Source organism: Mesorhizobium sp. CCNWLY176 (genome assembly GCF_037153935.1).
Lineage (GTDB): Bacteria > Pseudomonadota > Alphaproteobacteria > Rhizobiales > Rhizobiaceae > Mesorhizobium_M > Mesorhizobium_M zhangyense.
In genome coordinates, this window is the sequence record NZ_JBBBDZ010000004.1 from 43891 (window position 1) to 64420 (window position 20530).

The 20530-nt window shown below is 59.7% G+C and carries 20 protein-coding genes and 1 pseudogene; 5 read left to right on the plus strand and 16 right to left on the minus strand.

Going from position 1 to position 20530, the window contains the following annotated elements:
- Positions 1-46: 46 nt before the first annotated feature.
- The 10 genes from WBQ96_RS07920 to WBQ96_RS07965 form a co-directional block, all read right to left on the minus strand.
- On the minus strand, positions 47-751 hold the full coding sequence (locus tag WBQ96_RS07920) for an ABC transporter ATP-binding protein (protein ID WP_165119411.1): 705 nt from the start codon (positions 749-751) through the stop codon (positions 47-49).
- Positions 744-1508, minus strand: a complete 765-nt coding sequence (locus WBQ96_RS07925) for an ABC transporter ATP-binding protein (RefSeq protein WP_165119410.1) — start codon at positions 1506-1508, stop codon at positions 744-746. The genes WBQ96_RS07920 and WBQ96_RS07925 overlap by 8 nt, the downstream gene beginning before the upstream one ends.
- Complete coding sequence (locus tag WBQ96_RS07930) at positions 1505-2497, minus strand: branched-chain amino acid ABC transporter permease (protein WP_165119409.1); 993 nt, start codon at positions 2495-2497, stop codon at positions 1505-1507. The genes WBQ96_RS07925 and WBQ96_RS07930 overlap by 4 nt, the downstream gene beginning before the upstream one ends.
- Complete coding sequence (locus WBQ96_RS07935; RefSeq protein WP_165119408.1) at positions 2497-3369, minus strand: branched-chain amino acid ABC transporter permease; 873 nt, start codon at positions 3367-3369, stop codon at positions 2497-2499. Before WBQ96_RS07935 ends, WBQ96_RS07930 begins: the two co-directional genes overlap by 1 nt.
- Entirely contained in the window at positions 3366-5024 is a 1659-nt protein-coding gene (locus tag WBQ96_RS07940; protein ID WP_165119407.1) for an AMP-binding protein, read from the minus strand. The genes WBQ96_RS07935 and WBQ96_RS07940 overlap by 4 nt, the downstream gene beginning before the upstream one ends.
- Before the next feature lie 66 nt (positions 5025-5090).
- Complete coding sequence (locus WBQ96_RS07945; RefSeq protein ID WP_336549000.1) at positions 5091-6335, minus strand: ABC transporter substrate-binding protein; 1245 nt, start codon at positions 6333-6335, stop codon at positions 5091-5093.
- A gap of 271 nt (positions 6336-6606) precedes the next feature.
- The gene (locus WBQ96_RS07950; protein ID WP_336549002.1) at positions 6607-7731 is read right to left on the minus strand and encodes a thiolase family protein; all 1125 of its coding nucleotides are present in this window, start codon (positions 7729-7731) and stop codon (positions 6607-6609) included.
- A gap of 17 nt (positions 7732-7748) precedes the next feature.
- Entirely contained in the window at positions 7749-8531 is a 783-nt protein-coding gene (locus WBQ96_RS07955) for an enoyl-CoA hydratase/isomerase family protein (RefSeq protein WP_165119404.1), read from the minus strand.
- A gap of 11 nt (positions 8532-8542) precedes the next feature.
- Positions 8543-9508, minus strand: a complete 966-nt coding sequence (locus tag WBQ96_RS07960) for an NAD(P)H-dependent flavin oxidoreductase (RefSeq protein ID WP_336549004.1) — start codon at positions 9506-9508, stop codon at positions 8543-8545.
- A gap of 10 nt (positions 9509-9518) precedes the next feature.
- On the minus strand, positions 9519-10364 hold the full coding sequence (locus WBQ96_RS07965) for a TetR/AcrR family transcriptional regulator (RefSeq protein ID WP_337035876.1): 846 nt from the start codon (positions 10362-10364) through the stop codon (positions 9519-9521).
- On the opposite strand from WBQ96_RS07965, the gene WBQ96_RS07970 reads away from it, so the two are divergent.
- From WBQ96_RS07970 to WBQ96_RS07985, 4 genes are read left to right on the plus strand one after another with little or no spacing between them, the layout of a single operon-like run.
- Positions 10339-11478: an acyl-CoA dehydrogenase family protein gene (locus tag WBQ96_RS07970; protein ID WP_165119401.1), complete on the plus strand. Its 1140-nt coding sequence runs from the start codon at positions 10339-10341 to the stop codon at positions 11476-11478. The genes WBQ96_RS07965 and WBQ96_RS07970 overlap by 26 nt on opposite strands.
- 23 nt (positions 11479-11501) lie before the next feature.
- Positions 11502-11825 carry a DUF4286 family protein gene (locus WBQ96_RS07975; protein WP_165119400.1) on the plus strand — a complete coding sequence of 108 codons (324 nt, stop codon included), beginning with the start codon at positions 11502-11504 and terminating at the stop codon, positions 11823-11825.
- 49 nt (positions 11826-11874) lie between these two features.
- Entirely contained in the window at positions 11875-13026 is a 1152-nt protein-coding gene (locus tag WBQ96_RS07980; RefSeq protein WP_165119399.1) for an acyl-CoA dehydrogenase family protein, read from the plus strand.
- On the plus strand, positions 13023-14039 hold the full coding sequence (locus WBQ96_RS07985; RefSeq protein ID WP_165119398.1) for an acyl-CoA dehydrogenase family protein: 1017 nt from the start codon (positions 13023-13025) through the stop codon (positions 14037-14039). The genes WBQ96_RS07980 and WBQ96_RS07985 overlap by 4 nt, the downstream gene beginning before the upstream one ends.
- Before the next feature lie 230 nt (positions 14040-14269).
- Here the strand turns inward: WBQ96_RS07985 and WBQ96_RS07990 are convergent, their stop codons facing one another.
- The 6 genes and pseudogenes from WBQ96_RS07990 to WBQ96_RS08015 all read right to left on the minus strand — a co-directional run bounded on the left by WBQ96_RS07990 (position 14270) and on the right by WBQ96_RS08015 (position 19575).
- Entirely contained in the window at positions 14270-15004 is a 735-nt protein-coding gene (locus WBQ96_RS07990) for an enoyl-CoA hydratase (protein WP_336549008.1), read from the minus strand.
- Positions 15005-15023: 19 nt separating this feature from the next.
- Complete coding sequence (locus WBQ96_RS07995; RefSeq protein WP_165119396.1) at positions 15024-15650, minus strand: phosphotransferase family protein; 627 nt, start codon at positions 15648-15650, stop codon at positions 15024-15026.
- Positions 15651-15868: 218 nt separating this feature from the next.
- Positions 15869-16442 (minus strand): annotated as a pseudogene (locus WBQ96_RS28285) (2-deoxy-5-keto-D-gluconate 6-phosphate aldolase domain-containing protein); the annotation flags it as partial.
- 188 nt (positions 16443-16630) lie between these two features.
- Positions 16631-17383 (minus strand): ABC transporter ATP-binding protein, encoded by a 753-nt coding sequence (locus WBQ96_RS08005; RefSeq protein ID WP_165119395.1) that lies wholly within the window; start codon positions 17381-17383, stop codon positions 16631-16633.
- Positions 17377-18441 (minus strand): FecCD family ABC transporter permease, encoded by a 1065-nt coding sequence (locus WBQ96_RS08010; protein WP_165119394.1) that lies wholly within the window; start codon positions 18439-18441, stop codon positions 17377-17379. The genes WBQ96_RS08005 and WBQ96_RS08010 overlap by 7 nt, the downstream gene beginning before the upstream one ends.
- A 3-nt stretch (positions 18442-18444) precedes the next feature.
- Positions 18445-19575, minus strand: coding sequence for an ABC transporter substrate-binding protein (locus WBQ96_RS08015; protein ID WP_165119393.1), 1131 nt, complete (start codon positions 19573-19575; stop codon positions 18445-18447).
- Positions 19576-19687: 112 nt separating this feature from the next.
- On the opposite strand from WBQ96_RS08015, the gene WBQ96_RS08020 reads away from it, so the two are divergent.
- Entirely contained in the window at positions 19688-20497 is an 810-nt protein-coding gene (locus WBQ96_RS08020; RefSeq protein WP_165119461.1) for a class I SAM-dependent methyltransferase, read from the plus strand.
- Positions 20498-20530 lie beyond the last annotated feature (33 nt).

Consider the following 20530-nt stretch of genomic DNA (forward strand, 5'->3'; position numbering starts at 1 on the left):
CACTGCCATGCCGGCGCAATGAACATGATTGCTCTTGTTGTCTGCGCTAAATCGCAAGATGCCGCTGCACCCTCTCTGCATTTTCATCGAAGTCCTGCCAGCTGCCCGAAAAGACAATCCGCCCCGTGTCTATAACCAAAACCCGCTCGGTACATTGCCGCGAAAACCAGATACTCTGTTCAGCGAGCAGGAGACCAATTCCGTAGTCCCGGCAACAGGCGGCCACCTCATGTGCAAGTTCCGCCACGATAACAGGCGCCAACCCTTCCGTAGGCTCATCCAGTAGCATTATGTGCGGACGTGCCGCAATTCCCCGCGCAACCGCAAGCATCTGCTGTTGCCCGCCACTCATCTGCGATCCTGGGCGATTCCTGAGCGGCACAAGCATGGGGAAGCGGCCAATCAAATCGTCGATCGGCACCTTCTCGCGTTCGGGCGATGCACCATACTGCGCGATCTTCAGGTTTTCGTAGGAGGTCAGGTGTCCGAACACGCGCCGATCTTCCGGAACGAAAGCCAGCCCGAGACGCGCCCGCTCATCCGGCGAAGCATTCGCCAGCGCCCTGGACTTGAAGCGGATTCCCCCCTGCACCCGAGGCCCGGCATTCATGATGCTCTTCAGAAGCGTGGTCTTGCCGGCGCCATTGCGGCCGAGAATGGCAACGCGGCCGCCCTCCTCCATCGAGAAACCGATGTCGTGCAGAATATGGCTCTGGTCGTAGAATGCGTTCACGCCTTCCAGTTCAAGCATGCCCGACACCTTTCCCGAGGTAGACCTGCTTGACCATCTCGTCCTCGCGCACCGTGACCGGATCGCCCTGGCTGACCACCGCACCGTAGTTCAAGACCATGAGACGGTCGGCGAGATCGAAAATGACGTCCATGTCATGCTCGGTCATAATGATCGTTATCCCCTTCGCCTTCAGGTCGCGAAGCAGATTGGTCGTGCTTTTGCGATCAGCAGCCGACATGCCCGCCGTGGGCTCATCAAGCATGAGAATGCGCGGCTTGCCGGCAAGAGTGACGGCAAATTCGAGGCGCTTTTTATCGCCATGTGACAGCAGGCCCGCTTCCTCGTCGCCCTGACGACCCAGGCCGACACTCTCAAGCAGTGAACGTGCTTCGTCGCTTGTATCTGCCGATGGGCGCCAATCCCACCAGCGGCCGCACGACTCGCCGCCGTTCACCTTGCGCGCTTCGATGGCCAGTACGACGTTGGTAAAGATCGACAGCTCCCCGAACACGCGAGCGACCTGAAACGTCCGGCCAAACCCCATGCGGGCGCGAACGAATGCCGGCAGCCTGGTGACATCCTTGCCGTCAAAACTGACCGATCCACCCTGCGCGCTGACCTCTCCCGTCAGCACCTTGAACAAGGTCGTCTTGCCGGCACCGTTTGGCCCGATGATGGCAAAGGTTTCCCCGGCCCCGACCGAAAGATCGACACCCTTGAGCACTTCCAGACTGCCATAGGTCTTGCGAATGCCCTTCGCGACCAGAACGCTCATTGGTTGTGCTCCCGGGCACTGGCGGTGCGGGTTCGATTGCGCATCCTGCGGAGCATTTCAAAGAACCCGGCAATACCCGACGGGGCGAGCAACACGACGAAGAGAAGAATGCCACCGACCATGAACTCGGACAGGCCGACAAAAGTCCTCGTGAAGTAGTTCACGAGGATCAGGCCGAAGGCCCCTATCACCGGCCCCCAATAGGAGCCAGCGCCACCAAGCAGCGTGGCGAGCATGGGCTGCGCGGAATTGAACCACGACATGCTGTCGGTGGATATGATCTGCGCCCACGGAGCGGCCAGCGCGCCGGCAAAGGAGGCGATGGCGCCTGCCAGTGTAAAGACGAAAATACGTTTGCGCCGAACATCCACGCCCAGGAATGCGGCGCGCTCGCTGTCGATGCGAACGGCAAGCAGAACGCGCCCGAAGCGCCCCGAGACGAACCACAACAGGCCGGCAGTCACCAGGGCGAATGCAACCATGATGAAGTAGTAGAATGCGGTCGGGGACCGGAGATCGAGAGTGAAAAAACCGAAATCGAGAACCGGGCGCGCAAGGCCCGAAAGGCCGTCATCGCGTCCGAGGAAGTCGGTGTAGCTGACGAAGAGAAGTACCAGCTGCGACAGCGCCAATGTAAGAACCGCGAGCTGAATTCCCGCCGCTCGCTGGAGAACGATCAGCGCGACAACAAACGCAACGACGGCCCCGATTGCCGTCGAGAGCAGGATTGCGAGAAGAAACGGCAGCGGGAACCCATGAAAGATGATGGCCGCGACCGCATAGCCACCGATGCCATAGAACATCGCATGCCCGAACGATGCCAGGCCGGCATAGCGGAACATGAGATTCCACGAGAGCGCAAACATCGCCTGCAGCATCGCGATGCCAATGAGGAACAATAGCCCCTGATTAACCGCAAATGGGGCGGCAGCGAGAGCGGCAACGAAGAGCAAGATAACGGCTGGACGCATGAATGAGCTGCCGTTCATTATGTCCGCTCCGGGAAAAGGCCTTCGGGCTTCAACAGGATCACCGCGATGAGAACCATGTAGGACACGGTTCCCGGCATCGACGGAAGAAGGAGCGAGTTGAAGCTTTCGAACAGGCCGAAAATCAGTGCGGCAACAAAGGCGCCGCGTATGCTTCCAAGCCCGCCGACGATGACCGAGTTGAAGGCGAGCAGAAGGTATGAGTGTCCAAGGCTAAGCGAAAGGCTCTGGTTGGCTACCAGAAGACCACCGGCAAGACCGGCCAGCGCAAAGCTGACGCCGACGCTGACGAGCTTCAGGCGCTGCACGCGCAGCCCGATCACACCAGCCATCCACGGGTCTCGCGCCACCGTCTGAACGAGCTTGCCGAACCACAGCCTGTTGAGCCCCAGTTCCAGCAGCACGAACACGATTATCCCGCAGGCGACGATGAATACGGAATAATAGGTCAGCAGGATTCCGACATCCATCGTCTGATCGAGTACCGCTGGGGGATAGACAGCATAGATATCCTGGCCGAAGACCATTTTCGTGGCGCCGTCGCACAGAAGAAGAATGGCGAAGGTCGCAATCAGCGTATAGTCGTTCGCGACGCTGGAGAGGCGGCGCAGCACCAAGGTGTCGGTAGCGATCCCCATCGCACCAACGGCAAGCGCTGCAACGAAAGCCGCAAAAAGAAAATACGGTAGCGAGGAAGGATCCTGGCCGGTAATCGCATGTGCGATATAGGCACCAATCATGAAAAAGCTTCCATGAGCGAAATTGAAGACCTTCAGAATTCCGAAGACCAGCGTGAGGCCGGCGGCGACGAGGAATACCGCCATGCCAAGGACAATGCCGTTGGCTGCGGCGAACGCGATCTGCGCAGTCACTGTGATGCCTCCCAGCTGCCCACATCAGGCCGAGCAGGCCGGACCAGACTCGCCTTCAACTGCTCCTTGAGGATCTTTCCAATCGAATTCGTCGGCAGGCGATCCATGATGTGAAGTTCCTCCGGGAATTTCTGGCGGGCCATGCCAAACTCGGAAAGAAACGACCGCATCGCTTCCATCGAAAACGCCTTCTCCGGCTTAAGCGCAACGAACGCCACGGCGCGCTCGCCGGTTCTGGCATCCGGCACGCCGACGACGGCAGCACTTGAGATCGCCTCATGTGAGAGCAGCGCGTTTTCGATTTCGCGAGGGCTGATGTTCTCGCCGTGCCGAATGATGATTTCTTTCTTGCGGCCGGTGATCTCGAGAAACCGGCCGTCGATCCTGCGCCCGACATCGCCCATGACGAAATAACCGTCCGGGGTGAACTGTCCCGCCTCATCGTCGGTATCGATATATCCGAGAAACATCCGCGACGATCGCGCGAGAATGTCGCCGCTGTCGCCCGCCTTGACAGGCCTGCCGTCGGAGTCCACGATCACCAGCTCGACCCTGATCTCTCCATCCGTTGTTTGGCCATGGACCGCATCGTTACGCGTAAATATGCCCGGGCAGATGATGGGGACTTCGGACGAGCCGTAGGCGCGCGAGATGACCGCATTGCGGAAGTGGTCCTGCGCGCGGGCGATCAGGGAAACCGGCACGCTCGCGCCGCCGCAGACGAAACGCCTGAGAGTGGGAAGATGGCTGCCCCGAGATGACGCGGCATCCAGCAATCCTTGCAGGAAGGGCGTGGCCCCAGCAAAGAAAGTCGCACCTTCAGCGTCGATGACATCGACCGCTTGGTCCGCGTCCCACGTATCCGCCAGTATGGCGGTTGCTCCGGTGAACCACGGCATTTCGAAAGCGTAGATCGATCCGCCGACATGGCCCACCGGCGAGGGTATGAACATGCGATCGTTGCCATCGATGCCCCAGAAGCGCGCGCCCTCCTGCACGAACGCGTGCAGCGTATGGTGACTGTGCAGCACGCCTTTCGGCCGGCCGGTGCTGCCGGATGTGTAGATGACTATCTTCACATCCGCATTGTCCACTGCGGGCGGCTCGATAATATCATCACCTTCGCTCAGCAGAGCCTCGAAGGTGGGGACGTCCTCCCGCCCGCTCCTGACCCGGAATATGCGATCCTCGCGCTTCGTCTCGAAATCGACCCGCGCTAACAGCGCTTCGAAATCCGTGTTTCGAAAACTGGCCGGAATAAAAAGCGCGTCGCAACGGCATTGCGACAGGATGAAGCTCAACTCGTGCTCGCGATACATTGGCAGCAAGGGGTTGAGAACAAACCCGTAAAGTGCGCTCGCCAGGCCGATAACGCAGGCCTCGTGCCAGTTCGGCAGCTGAAACGACACCACCGAGCCAGGCCCGAGCCCCCGCCCGACAAGAGCGCTGCCAAGACGAAGTGCATCGGAATAGAGCGCGCTTCTGGTCATTCTGACGCGATCGTCGATCACCGCCAGATGATCGGGATCTTCACCGAGGCGCCTGAGCACGATGTCATGGAGGCTTTCAGAACTCCATTCGCCGGAAGAGAGATATTCCTGCGCACGCGCGCCAGCCTCCGGCAGCACCCAGCCAGTATCGGTTCGTCTCAGCATGAAGGGTCACTTACCCGTGTGCAGGACGGATAGCAGGCCTGGTCAAGGCCCGCTATCCAGCTCTGTCTATTGGAACTTGATTGCCACACCCGGCGTCGCCGGACCTGCGAGATCGGTGCCGTCCGTCTTGTAGAAGTCGGACACTTTCCAACCCAATTCGCCGTCATCCGGGCCGAGCTTGACATAGTTGACATCACAGAGCGCCTGGTGATCCTCGGCACGAAGCGTCACCTTGCCTTTGACGCCCTCGAAGGTCAGCCCTTCTAGCGCACCGACCAGTGCTTTGGTGGAAAGATCTTTGGCCTTGGCAGCAGCGGTAGCGACCGCCGTGATCGCGGTATGACCCATGCCGATGAAGCCGTCGGGGAATTTGTCGCCGGTGTCGGCCACATACTGATCGTAGAGAGCCTTGGAAACAGGGTTGTCCTGATACGCACCGAAATACCAATGGTGCCCGCTCCAGTAGTTTTCCGGAGTGCGCTTGCCCAAGGCCTTGGCAACCTGAAAATCGCTGCCGGAGCTCACGTAGACCTTTACCTTCTTCGACAGGCCAAGCTGCCCGGCCTGCTGAAGGAAGCCGACCTCGTCACCCCCGCCGACACCAATGAAAATTCCGTCGACATCGGAACTCATCAGCGTGGAAACGGCGTTGCGGAAATCCGTCGCTCCGAACTTGACCACCACAGGGTCGTTGATCGAGACCTCCTGGTTGTTCAGTTCCTTGTGATATTTCGGCAATCCATATTGGAAGGTAGCCATCGTCGAACGTCCGATCTCGGCGTCCGGGATGATCGCACCCCATTTCGTCACATGGGGATATTTCTCCGCCATGAGGCGCGATGCAGCGGAGATGCGCATTGCCGAATAATCGGTCACGCGGAAGTAATTCTTGCGGAAATTCTCATGCGTAAGGTTGTTTCCGTGAGAGGCCGCGTTGAGGAACACGACGTCCAGCTCTTCAGCGATGCCGCTAATGGCCAAAGCCACCGGACTTGCCAGAACACCGGCGAAGATGTTGACGCCATCGCCAGCGAGTTCACGAACGGCTGCAACCGCAATATCCGGCTTCGACTGATCGTCACGAACGACGATCTCGACCTGGCGTCCGAGAATGCCGCCCGCCTCATTCAACTTCCTGGCGGCAATCTCCATGCCCATATGCTGGGGCTTGCCGAGAATGCTGGCAGCACCCGAAAGCGTGGTTATGCAGCCGATACGAATGGGCCCGGATTGCGCGATCGCAGGAAACCCGCGCGCGACTGCCAAGGCCCCGACTGACGTCGCGATAAAAGACCGACGAGATAACTTCACCTGCACTCCCTCCCAAAAGTCGTAGCGTCAGTTTGTTCCAATATATGGTACGACTGAAAAGCAAATCTGCATCAATTCATCTATTCCGTCAACGGTATTTTGCCGAATCATGCCTCGAACGCGCGATCTCACGGCCAAGAGAAGAAGTTACAGCGCTCCAATTGTCCCACTATATGAACATCCTTCCTGCGGGCGAACACAGGCGTCCCCCGGAGCTCTCAACCCCGGATATAAAAGTGCTTTTGCGAGCCTGAGAACGCGAAACCGGCGACTAGGCAGCTTCCAGGATCATCGCGATCCCCATGCCGCCGCCGATACATTGCGTGGCAAGCGCGCGCTTTGCCTTCTCGCGCTTCAGCAGCATCGCGGATTTGCCCACCAGCCGACCTCCCGTCGCACCGAGCGGATGGCCGAGCGCAATGGCCCCGCCATCGATGTTGAGCTTTTCCTCGGCTATGCCGAGTTCACGGCGGCAGGCTTCGGCCTGCGCGGCAAACGCCTCGTTCATCTCAACGAGATCGATATCGCGCATTGAAATGCCGGCGCGTGCCATCGCCTTGCGCGAGGATTCGACAGGCCCCATCCCCATGATGCCAGGCGCGCAGCCCGAAACCGCGAATGCTTCGACGCGCGCCAGCAACTCAAGACTATGCCGCAGCGCGAATTCCTCGCTGCAGACGAGCACCGCCGTAGCGCCATCGGTCATTGGCGAAGACGAACCTGCGGTTACACTCCCCTCTTCCATGAACACCGTCTTGAGTTGAGCAAGGCGCTCCATCGATGTTTCGCGCACGCAACCGTCCTGCGTGACCTCGCCCACCGCAGAAATCTCTGCAGCAAGCCGCCCGTCCCGCTGCGCCGCGAGCGCCTTGGAATGGCTCGCAAAGGCGAAGCTGTCCTGCTGTTCACGCGACACCGCGAATTGCCGCGCCACGCGCTCGGCCGTGAGGCCGACATTCATGTAGGCTTCTGTCGCTTGCTGATCCCAGCTCGGGTGAGGCTGTGGGTTGAAACCCATCATCGGCACGCGCGACATGCTTTCCGAGCCTCCGCAGATGAAGGCCTCACCCGCATTCATTGCCAGCATGCCGGCAGCCATCTGCACCGCCTGGATCGACGAGCCGCACCAGCGGTTGACGGTCGCGCCGGCGACCTGTTCGGGTAAGCCCGCGAGCATACCGACGATCCGGCCCATATTCAGGCCCTGTTCGCCCTCGGGAAAGGCGCAGCCCCAAATCACATCCTCGATCTCTTCGCCGGGCGCACCGGTTCGTTTCAGCAATTCGCGAACGGCATGCGCACCGAGATCGTCCGGGCGCACCGACGAAAGCGCGCCCTTGTTTGCAAAAGTGAAGGGCGTGCGGACATAGCCGGCGATAAAGGCGTGTTTGGTCATGAATTTGATCCCGTGTGCTAGCGTCCGGTAAAGACAGGCTTGCGCTTTGCGAAAAACGCATCGATTCCTTCGGCGAAATCCGCCGTCGATGCGCAAGCCGCGAATGCGTCCGCCTCGGCATCGAGTTGTTCGGCAAAACTGCTTTCCAGGCTTGAACGGAACAGCCGCTTGATATGCGCCTGCGCCGCTGGTGCGCCTGCCGCCAGTTTTTCCGCCAGCTGCCTGGTCGCGGTTTCGAGCTCTGCGCGGGGCATAACGCGGTTCACGAGGCCGAGCCTTAGCGCCTCGTCGGCACTGATGGTTTCAGACAGCAGCGCGATTTCCAACGCGCGCCGATACCCTATCAGCCGGGGCAAACTCCATGACCCCCCGCAGTCCGGTGATGTTCCGAGCCGCGCATAGGCAAGATTGAACGCCGTATCGTCGGCGGCTACGAGCAGATCGAGACTGAGTGCCAGAGACATGCCGCCGCCCGCGACCGCGCCTTTCAGACTGCCGATGACGATCTGTGGGGCCGCCGCCAACATCTTGATCGCCCCGTGCATGGAGCTGATAAGTTCATCAGCCGCCCTGCTCTTGTCATCCGCGGCTTGGAAATGGCCCAGGTCTCCGCCTGCGACGAAGCCGCGGCCTTCCGCCGATACGACGATGACACGCACCGACGGCTCGGCAAGCGTCGCAATGACCGCATCGGCAAAACCGTCTGCCAAATCCCGGTCCAGTGCATTCAACCGCTCGGGACGGTTGAAACGTATCTCGGCGATTCCGGCTTCGACCGACAGCAGGACAGGCTTTGTCATTTCAGCTCCATTCAGCCGATAGCCATTTTTTCGCGACGGCGTGAAAAGGGGTCGTTGCGGAACTGGCCGATTGCGGCATCGTACTCCGCGATGAGCCGCTCGCAGAGATCGGCTGCCCCCGGAATGTCGGCAACGCCGCCGACACCCTGCCCGGCAGACCAGACAGTCTTCCAGGCTCTGGCTTCATTGCTCATGTCGAGCTTTCCATGCGCGGGCAGATTGTCAGGATCCAGGCCAGCGGAAACGATGCTCTGCCGCAGGAAATTGGCGTGAATGCCTGAAATGTTTGGCGTGTACAGGATGTCGCTCGCCCGGCTTTCGACCATCATCTGCTTCTGCGCATCAGCTATCATCGACTCCTTGGTGGCAAGGAACCGCGTGCCCAGATATGCCATGTCGGCGCCCATAGCGCGCACCGCCGCGATCTGCCTGCCATTGCTCAATGCGCCCGAAAGAATGATGGTGCCGTCGAAGAACGACGCAATCTCCGACACCAGGGCGAAAGGACTTAGCGTTCCGGCATGGCCGCCCGCACCGGCGCTGACGGCGATTATGCCATCGACACCCGCTTCCGCCGCCTTTTGCGCGTGCCGCAGGTTGACGACGTCGTGGAACACCAACCCGCCATAGGAATGCACTGCCTCGACAATATCCTTCACCGCGCCCAACGACGTGATCACCAGCGGCACCTTGTGGCGGATGGTCACCTCAAGGTCGGCGGCAAGGCGTGGATTTGATTTGTGAACGATGAGATTGACGCCATGCGGCGCGGCGTGCGGGGCCGGAGCCAGCCGCGCTTCAATCTCTTCGAGCCATTCCGCGTAGCCGGCGCTGCTGCGCTGGTTCAACGCTGGAAAGGTGCCGACCAGACCCGAGCGGCAGACTTCCACCACGAGATCGGGCCCGGAAGCCAGGAACATCGGCGCCGCGATTGCGGGAAGCTTGAGGCGGCCTTCGAAATTCTGGGGAACCGGCATGAGACTGTCCTTAGGATCGCGGAGCCAGGCCCTGCACAAGGGTCTTTACGCATGAATCGGCGATCTGCTCAGCGGTCAAAGGCCCGTTCGGCTCGTACCATCTGGCGATCCAATTCAATGCGCCCGCCAGCGTAAATGTCGTGAGACGCGCATCGTCGGATGCGATCGAGCCGTCGGCAATTCCATCCTCAACGACGCGCCGAACGGTGATGTCGATTTCGCGCTTGAGCGCACGGAAGCGGGACCGGCTTTCCTCGGACAGTTCGTGATCGGCAGTGCGGGTCACGCACATGCCGAAATCCTTTGTCATGATGACTGCATACCCGCGCATCAAAGCCGTAAGCCGGTCCAGCCCGCTGCCGCCGGCATTTTCGACCGCCTCGGCGATCTGCCGAATCCCATCCAGCCCGAGCCGGACGCACTCGAAGAGGATCTCATCCTTGTTGGCGAAGTAATAATAGATTGTCGGCTTCGTGACGTTCAGCGAAGCCGCCACATCGTCGAGCGAGGTGGCATGGAAACCACGCTCGTTGAAGGAACGGACTGCCGCACTGAGAAGCGCATTGCGTTTCTCGCCACGCTCGCGTTCGCGGTCGGCGGCATTTGGCCAGGGCGATTTCTGCGGGCTTGCGTTCATTGGTTCTGTCGTGAAAAGGCAAGATTGATTTCTTCTTGTCAGTAGGTCATATACTGAGAAGTAAATAACCGTCAATCGCCGTCGGCGAATTTCTCGACAGGCCTTCACATGCGTCTCGATATGGATCTCGCCATTACTGCCTCCACCCGAACCATTGCAGTCGAACTGATTTGAAGAACCGGAGATCGTTGCGATGCTGCTAACGGAAGAACAAGCCATGGTGCGCGATATGGCGCGCCGTTTCGCGCAGGAGAGGCTGAAGCCATTCTCCGCCGAATGGGATCGTACGAAGACATTTCCGCGCGACCGCATACAGGAGATGGGCGAGCTTGGCCTGATGGGCATGCTCGTGCCCGAAACGCTGGGCGGCTCGAAGACAGATTTCGTATCCTATGCCTTGGCAATCGAGGAAATCGCTGCAGGCGACGGCGCTTTATCAACGGTGATGAGCGTTCATAATTCGGTCGGCTGCGGACCGATCCTGAGTTTTGGAACTCCGGCCCAGCAAGAGCGCTTCCTACAGCCCATGGCGCGCGGCGAATGGCTGGGTGCGTTCTGCCTGACCGAACCACAGGCTGGATCGGACGCTTCCGCAATCACGACGCGCGCGAAAAAGATTGGCGATCGATACATCGTCAACGGCGTCAAGCAGTTCATCACGTCCGGAAAGAATGCCGACGTGGCGATCGTCTTCGCCGTCACCGATCCTGCTGCGGGAAAGAAGGGCATCAGCGCCTTCATCGTTCCCACGAACACGCCCGGATATCGTGTAGCCAGCATCGAGCACAAGCTTGGCCAACACCTTTCGGATACTGCCCAGATCGCCTTTGACGATATGGAACTGACGCCGGATCTGCTGCTGGGCGAAGAAGGCCAGGGCTACAGAATCGCGCTGTCCAATCTGGAGAGCGGGCGCATCGGGATTGCCGCCCAGTCTGTCGGGATGGCGCGGGCAGCACTGGACGCTGCGATAGCTTACGCCGGAGAGCGGCGCAGTTTTGGCGTCAGGATCGCCGAGCACCAGGCCGTCTCCTTCCGGCTTGCCGACATGGCGACGCGGCTTGAGGCAGCACGGCAATTGGTTCTGCACGCCGCAGCGCTGAAGGAAGCGGGGCAACCTGTCCTGAAAGAGGCCTCGATGGCCAAACTGTTCGCTTCCGAGATGGCCGAAAAAATCTGCTCCGATGCGATCCAGATCCATGGCGGATACGGCTATGTGGCGGACTACCCAGTCGAGAAGATCTACCGCGATGTTCGCGTCTGCCAGATCTACGAAGGCACCAGCGACATTCAGCGGATGGTCATTGGCCGGGCTCTGATGTCTCAGGCCTGACGTTCACAGGGGAGGAGCGATCCATGGAAAAGAAAGCCTATAAATTCGTCGTCCTGACCAACGCCGTTGAAGGCAGGGATGGCGAGTTCAACGATTGGTATTCCAGCACCCACGTTCCCGACGTTCTGGCGGTTCCGGGTATCGTGAAAGCTGAGCGGTTCGAACTGGCCGAAGTTCAGCGCAGTGCGTTGCCCCTGCCCTACCGCTATCTCGCCATCTATGAGATCGAGACCGACGACCTGAAATCCGTCTCCGACGAGATCGGCAAGCGCGCCGGCACGGATGCGATGGTCCTTTCCAGCGCCATGGCGCTGGAAAAACTCGCGGCAATATTCAAGCCGCTCTGATCGCAGCGATGAACACCAGCAGCATCGAGACTTAAACGGAACATCGGATATGCAGTTTGAATTCTCCGAAGAGGACGTGTCGTTCCGGAAGTCGGCCAGGCGATGGCTGCTTGAGAATGTGCCCACTGAAACACCTCCTCACAGCGGTATCGAAGCGCGCGAATTCGCCCTCGCATGGCTACGCAAGCGCCATGCCGGCGGGTGGTCCGGCATCTCCTGGCCGGCGGAATTCGGCGGGCGCGGGCTTTCGTTCGAACGGCAGATCATCTGGCACGAAGAGTATGTACGCTCCGGTGCGCCGACGCCGCTCGACTCGACATTCGTGGCGCTGAACCATGCCGGACCGACGGTGATGGAATGCGGGACCGAAGAGCAGAAGACCTTTCATCTCCCGCGCATCCTCTCGGGCAACTCCATCTGGTGCCAGGGCTTTTCCGAGCCGGGTGCCGGCTCCGATCTTGCCGGCATCAGGACCAGCGGCAGGATCGACGGCGAGGACCTCGTCGTGAATGGCCAGAAGATATGGACGAGTTTCGCCGATATCGCCGACTATCAGGAACTGCTGATCCGCACCGACCCCGGCTCTCAGCGTCACAAGGGTTTGAGCTGGGTCATCTGCGACATGACCCTGCCAGGCATCACCGTGCGCCCCATCAAGAACCTTGCCGGCGCCACGCATTTCGCCGAGGTCTTCTACGACAACGTTCGCATCCCCTTGTCGAATGTTGTCGGAGCCCTGCATGACGGCTGGAACGTGGCGATGACCACGCTGGGCTTCGAACGCCGGACCGCTGCGATCACCTTGCAATTGATGATGGAGCAGAAGATCGAGTCTCTCGCCACCCTGTTTCTTTCGCGAGGCGGCGACGCAGCCTGCTCGTCGATTGGCCGCGACATAGCGATCGCACGCGCGGAAGCTGCAGCATTGCGCGCACTGACCTACCGGACCCTCTTCAAGGACCCTGCTACTGCATTCGACGGCTCGATCGTCCGTCTATTCTTTGCCGAACTCAGCCAGAGAATTTACGGCATAGCGATGGAGGTGCTTGGCCCCCGCAATGCCGAGGCAGAGCAGGATCAGGAGTGGGTGTATTCCTATCTGGAGGCGTTCAGCGAAACCATCGCCGGTGGGACCGCCGAGATCCAGCGCAACATCATAGGCGAGCGGATTCTCGGTCTTCCGCGCGGAGGTGCCCGATGATCGATCTTAACAACTCGGTCGAGCAGACACAGATCGTGGATTCGGTTCGCGCGATGCTGGCAGAGTCCTATCCTGTTGCCCGGCTCCGGGAAGGCAGCAGATCTGCAGTCGACAATCTCGACGTGATTGCACAATTCGGCGGCTTCACAATGTCGCTCCCCGAAGATGATGGCGGGGCGGGACTTTCCGTGGTCGAGGATGTGTTGCTTCATACGGAACTTGGGCGGCATATCGTTTCGCCCTCCGCCCTGGCAAGGACGATCGCGGTCCGATTTGCAGGCGAGACCGGACAGACAGAGCTTGTTGCAGCACTTCTCGATGGAACGAGAAAGGCGTGTCTGGCAAATCACCTTGGCGAATCCGCCCAATCTCAGACGGGAAGCGCTAATGGCGAGCATCTTCACCTCTATGATGTGGGCGATGCGGACCTTGCTCTCGTGTTGGGACCGCGCGGGGTAGCGCTTCTAGACGTGTCTTCGATCACTCATACGCACGTCGCCTCAACCGATCGCACGATAAGTCTTTCGCGCGCTGTCCTGGGGACAGATCACGCGCTCGAGTTCCGCGATGCCACCACCTCATCTGCCGCACGCATGGCAAGGCTGCTCATTTCGGCGCAGCTGCTCGGCATGTGCGAAGCGGTCCGCGATATGTCCGTCGAATACGCGAAGGTGCGGACCCAATTCGGTCAACCGATCGGCTCGTTTCAGGCGGTCAAGCATCGCTGCGCAAATATGGCGATCAATGCCGATGTCCTCTCGGCCCAGCTCCTGTTCGCTGCGATTGCCGAACGTGACGGCTGGCCAGACGCCCTCTTCCAGATTGAGGCATGCTGGCTGCTGGCATGCCGCTATACTCTGGAAAACTGCCGCAGCAGCATTCAGGTGCATGGCGGTATCGGCTTCAGTGCTGAATGCGACGCACATCTCTATCTTCTACGCACGCATCTTTTGGAGAATCTCGGCGCAACCAACACGCAACGTCAGCAGGCAGTGTTGAGGTGGCCCATCTAACAATCAAGGGAAGACGCTTCGAAGGAAGGCAGGTCGTAACAACCGGCGTACCTTTACAACGCGCCATGCTAGAGCCGAGCGAATCTGGCGCCCGTTGATCGCACGATCTCTCACTGATCAAAACATGCTCCAACCGGTCCAGCCGATTTTCAAACCAGTCGACAAGAAACGCCAAAATCCTTAATTCTCAAACACTTCTCTTAGGCCAGTCACAGCGCAATAGCCTGTCCTCACGAGTTCTTTGCTTCGATCTGAACCTGCACATTCAGCGCATGTGCTTCCCGCGCTTCGAATTTCAGTGCGTCGGCAAGCGTCATGGCATAGCCGTCGTCGATGAGTGTCTTGATACGCCGCGTGTGTTCACCCGGCCATTGAGCGATCGAGCGTGCGAGCCCAAGCGCCTCAGGCATAAGCTGTATATCCGGCACGACGCTGTTGACGAAGCCGAGGTGTGTGGCCTCTTCGGCAGTAACTTTGCGCGCCGACAGCGAAATCTCTTTTGCGCGATAGGGTCCTACGACGCGGGGCAGACGCTGTGACAGTCCCCATCCGGGCAGAAGACCGATCTTGGCATGGGTGTCCTGGAACCAGGCCGATTCGGCGGCAAGCACGATGTCGCATGCCAACGTAATCTCAAAGCCACCAGTCACCGCGAGGCCGTTGATCGCGGCAATCAGCGGGGTCTTCACGCGCGAAAGTGCCGAACCCAGATCGTCATTGTCGATATTCTCCGCCACCGTACTGCCCGAGGCGCCAAGTTCCTTGACGTCGAGCCCGGCACAGAACGCCCTGCCCGTGCCCGTAAGGATGATGGCTGAGACGTCATTGCGAGCGTCCATTTCAGCCAACGCCTCGATCAACATCGCCCGCAGCGTCCAGTTGAGTGAATTCAGTGCTGCAGGCCGATTGAGCCTCAGTATGGCGACGCCGTCAGCAATCTCGATCAGCAGCGGTTTGTCGTCCAACTTTTCCTCCCCGAACCGGTCAGTTCCAGCGGGTAAATCGTTCCGCCGCTGCGATGAAGCGTGGCGCCTGCGTTGCGTCTTCGTAATAGCCATCGCGGCCGAGCCTGTGCTGATAGTCGTACAATACCGCAAGCTTCCAGGAGGCCATTGCAGCATACCAGCCGAGGCCGGAAATATCGCGCTTGGTAACTTCGGCATAGCGCGCGATCATCGCTTCGCGCGAGGGGAAGCCCTCGGCAAGCAATGCTGCCGAAAGCTCCTGTGTCGGCGTCAATTCCTCACCCTTCACCGGATAGCAGCAGGCCATGTAACCAAGATCGAGAAGCGGATCGCCGATCGTCGCAAGTTCCCAGTCAAGGATCGCGAGCAGGCGTGGCGGCCCTTTTTGCGACCAGATCACATTCCCCGGGCGATAGTCGTTGTGGACGATGGCCGCGCCACTTTCCCTGGGTAGATGCGCCTTCAGATGCGCTGCCATGTCGGCAAGAAAGGACGGAACAGCGTCATCGCGCAAGGTCATCAATGTTTCGAGACGCTTGAGATGACGCGCATTGAAATTCAGCGGCTGACCGAAATCGCCGAGCCCGCAGACCTGCCAGTCGACAGCATGGAGGCGTGCCAGGCCGTCGACCAGTGCGAACGCCATGGCTTCGCCATCGCGGCCTGCATCGAAGCTGGTAGGCAAGGTATCGGTGACCACGTGCGGTTCAGGCGTCCGTTCGAACAGGCTCTTTCCCTCAGAAATCTCTCAAGGGCCGCAAGCGTGGTCTCGTCCCAATGCCAGCTCATCGCGCAGACTTGTTCAGCTCGATCAGGTTTTCGAGATAGTTCATCCCATACGGCGCAGAGTCGGGCGTATCGTGAGGGGTCATGCTCGATAATGGCGGCACAGGTCTGCGCCCATGCGCGTTCCTCTTCCATCGGCTCCAGTTTCCACCAATCGGGATAGATACCCTCCGCATAGAAACGCCGTATCAACAAGGTGACTATGTCTGTTGAAACGGTCCCTACTTTTGAAGGAATGATCTCCAGCAGGAACTCCATCCTGTTTCGGCGCGAGGCCGCGTAGCGCCCGTCTTCCGATCCGGTCATTGCACAAGATTCCATAGCCCGGCTGCCCGTTCTGCACACGCAATGCCGCCTGAAGGCATAGGTCCTTGAATACTCCGCCTTTGGAAAGCGTGTACCCTGCCATCGCCTCGAGCTGCATCCGGTGGTCAAAGGCAAAGACCCGCATTTCCGGCCAGTCGCCGTGCCTGTTTGTCGACCAGTGAAGCTGTTCCAGTTCGGCATCGTTGCGAAGATCAGGCCGCACGACGCCGCGCCTCAGAAAGAAGTTGAGCTCCTCCAATGAAGGACATGCCGGTGTGCAGCCGTGGCGCGACACGGCAAATGCTCCACAGGCGTTCGCATATTTGACCGACCACGATGATGTATCGCGCGCAGCTGAGGCGTTGGTTGCAGCCTTTTCAGGCGATTGGCCAGCAATTCTTGATCGGCAAGGTTTCTTGCGCCAAAGGCCAGCAGGTGCGCAAAGCAGTCATTCCATATGTCGGGAACGCAGTTCCGCCAAAGGCCAGCAGCACCGGGGGACGAACGCCTCTTGCTACCGAAAGCCAAGCCGCTTCAGGCAGTCCCATCGACAAGGATGAAGGGATTGCCCCTGGAACAGGTCTCGATGCGAGCGCTCACCTTGTAGATGTCACGCAGCATGTCAGGCGTGATCACCGTTCCGCTCGGACCGCTGGTGATCATCGCGCCATCGGCGATGACTATGGTGTTTTCGCAGTAGCGCAGGGCGTGATTGAGGTCGTGCAAGGCGATCAGTACGATCATGTGCTGCCGGCGCGCCAGCTTCGAGACGAAGTCGAGAACCTCGACCTGGCGATGCAGATCGAGCGCGGAAGTTGGTTCGTCCATCAGCAGAACTTCCGGCTTGCGAACCAGCGCCTGCGCGAGAGACACCAATTGCCGCTGTCCGCCCGAAAGTTCGCCGAGGCCGCGAAAGGCAAGGTCCTCGATGCGCAGCACCTTCAGGATATCGTCTATTTCAGCCAGTTCTTCGTCGCGAACCTTCCAGCTGCTGCCCTGCTTGGCTGACAGGAGAACCGATTCATAGACCGTCAGTACCGCATTGGCGCCGGTGTCCTGCGGCATATAGCAGATGGTGCGTGGCCCCTGCTCTGTCTGCGAAAGCGTAACGATACCGGGTCCGGAGATCAGTCCGGCAATACGCTTGAAAAGGGTCGACTTCCCCGCGGCATTCGGCCCGACGACGGCGGTGATGCTGCCGGCCATCAGCATATCCACGCTGACATTGGCAAGGACCGTGACGCGGCCATAGCTGGCGCCAACATCCTTCAGGGCAAGCGCTACCATGCCCGCCTCCTGCTGGAGAAGATCAAGATGAAGAAGAAAGGCACGCCGACAAGCGCCGTGATAACGCCGATCGGCAGAATAGCGCCCGGTATCAGCATCTTGCTGACGACTGAAGTCGTCGACAGCAGAAGTGCCCCACAGATGACGGAACCCGGCAGGAAGAAGCGCTGGTCCTCGCCAACCACCATGCGGGCGATATGCGGGCCGACGAGGCCGACAAAGCCGATGGTTCCGACGAATGACACCGGGATTGCGGCCAGCAGCGAAACAAAAAGCATTGTTTCGAGCCGCAGGCGGCGAACCTTCACACCCATGCTGGCAGCCTTGTCGTCACCCAGGCGAAGCGCGGTCAAGGCCCAGGCATTGCGCATGAACAGCGGCACCACCACGACGAGGATTGCGCCGGTGATCCAGACCTTCGGCCAGGTCGCCTTGGTAAGGCTGCCCATGGTCCAGAACACGACGGCGGCCAGCGCCTGCTCGGAAGCGAGATATTCGAGCAGGGAAAGTGCTGCATTGAAGGTGAAGACGAGGGCGATGCCGAGCAGCACGATGGTCTCGACGCTGACACCCCGCATGGTGGAGGCAAAATGGATGAACATCGCCGCCGCCATCGCCATCAAGAAGGCGTTGATCGGCACCATATACTGCACGGCGCCGGGAAAGAGCGCGACTCCTCCCACGAGGGCCAGCGCTGCACCGAAGCTTGCTGCGGCGGAAATGCCGAGCGTGAAGGGGCTGGCGAGCGGGTTGGAGAGGATGGTCTGCATCTGCGCGCCGGCAACGGAGAGCGACGCTCCCACGGTAACGGCCATGAGCGCGATCGGCATGCGGATGTCCCAGATGACGACCCTGAGCTGATCGCCGGCAGCGGCCGGATCCATCAGCGCGGACAGGACCTCAGTCAACCGGTAATTGGCTGGCCCCAGAGCCATGTCGACGGCAATGCTGACCGCCAGCGCGACGGTCAGCGCCGCAAGAATCAGGATGCGCTTAAAGGCAAGGGCGCGATATTGATCGCGCCCTGTTACCGTCGGGAGAGTGACCTCTGCGGCCATGCCCTATTCGTCCTTCAGGGAGACGAAATATCCCGGCTTGTATTCCAGCGGCAGGAACCGGGCATGCAGTTCCTTGAATGTCGCTTCCGGGTCGAGATCCCTGAACAACTCCGGATGCAGCCACTTGGCGATCTCCTGGATCGCGACGAACTGATAAGGGTTGTTGTAGAACTGGTGCCAGATGGCGTGGACGTTGCCGTCCTTCACTGCTTTCACGCCGGTAAAGGCCGGACGCTTGGTGAGATTCTCGAGCTTGCGGCGCGCCTCCTTGATATCAGCGCCATAACCGACGCCGACCCAATCGCCGCCGGGAACATAGCCGTCCCAATTGCCCCCGGTGATTATGATCTGATCCGGGTTTGAAGCGATGACCTGCTCGGGATTGACGGTACCGAAGGTACCGGGAATGATGTCCTTGGCCATGTTGATGCCGCCGGCAAGCTCAACCATCTTGCCGAAGTTCTCGTTGCCAAAGGACATGCAGCAATCGTCCGAGTAGCCGCCCGCGCGCTCGACAAAGACGAGCGGCCTGCTGGGGTTCTCCTTTTCCAGAACATCGCTCACGCGCTTGATGCTGTCGGCGCGGAACTTGATGAAGTCTTCAGCCACATCCTCCTTGCCCATCAGCTTGCCCATGATGCGCATGCTCGGCTCGGTATTTTCCATCGGCTTTTCGCGGAAGTCGACATAGACCAGCGGAATGCCAACCTTGGCGAGCTTTTCGATATAGCCGCCCTCTTCGGTTGCCGTCTTGGCATCGATGTTCATCAGGATGACGTCGGGCTTGAGCGCCACGGCCTGTTCGATGTCGAAGGTGCCGTCCTTCATGCCGCCGAAGGTCGGCAGCTTGGCGATGTCCGGATATTTCGCGAGATAGGCCGCATAGGACTCAGGGTCGGCTTTCGGCAGATCGTCGCGCCAGCCGACGACGTGCTTGAAGGGCGCGTCCTTCTCGAGGGCGGCAAGGAAATAAATCTGCCGCCCTTCGCCGAGGATGATGTGCTGCACTGGCGCTTCGACCTGAACGTCACGGCCGGTCACGTCCTTGACCGTGATTTTGTCCGCCAGCGCGGGCCAGGCCGCCGAGACAACAAGGGCCATTGCAAGGACGGCTGATCTGCCGGTAAAGCGCATCGCAGTTTCTCTCCAGTGGGAAGTGGAAGCGCTCTATGATTTTGTGAGTAGAACAGTCAAGTTTTATCTTTTAGAGCTGTTCCAAGGTGAAAAGCATCAAGGGTTGAAGGCGATGGCCGACATCAATGAAAACGGGAACAACTACGGTCTGCGCGACGAGATCAAGGCCTATTGGTCCGCGCGTGCCGCAACCTTCGATCTGTCTCCGGGGCATGAGATTTTTTCCGAGGACGAGCGGGAGGCATGGCACGAACTGGTATTGAAGCATCTCGGCGACGGAGCGGGACGCAGCGCCCTCGATCTCGCCAGCGGCACCGGCGTCGTCTCCCATCTGCTGGACGATCTCGGTTACCGCGTGACCGGTCTCGACTGGGCGGAGCCTATGCTTGAACGGGCGAAAGCGAAAGTCGGGCAGCGCCAGCGTTCGATCAGCTTCCGGCTGGGCGATGCTGAAAACACGATGGAAAATGACAACGCCTATGACGTGATCGTAAACCGTCATCTGGTGTGGACGCTGGTCGATCCGAAGGCGGCCTTCGCCGAGTGGATGCGCGTCTTGAAACCGGGCGGACGGTTGTTGATCATCGACGGCGATTTCGTCAATGTTGGCCTCGCAGAGAAGCTGCTGAAGGGTCTAGCCGACAGGCTGCAGAAAATCGGCCTGCTCAAACCGGATCCGCTGCATGCGCCGAAAGAACTTATGGCGGCGCATAACAGCATTGTCTCGAGAGTCTATTTTTCCGACGGCGCGCGGGCCGAGGCTGTCGCGGCGATGCTTCGGGAAACGGGGTTTGAACGCATCATCGTCGATACCGATCTTCGCACGATACATAGGACTCAGGCCAAACACTGGAATGTGCTGAAAGGTCTCGCCCGTGGTATCCAGCACCGCTACGCGATCTGCGCCGAAAAGCCGGCCTGACGGAGCAGAAAGTGACCTGTCTGCTGCCATCCA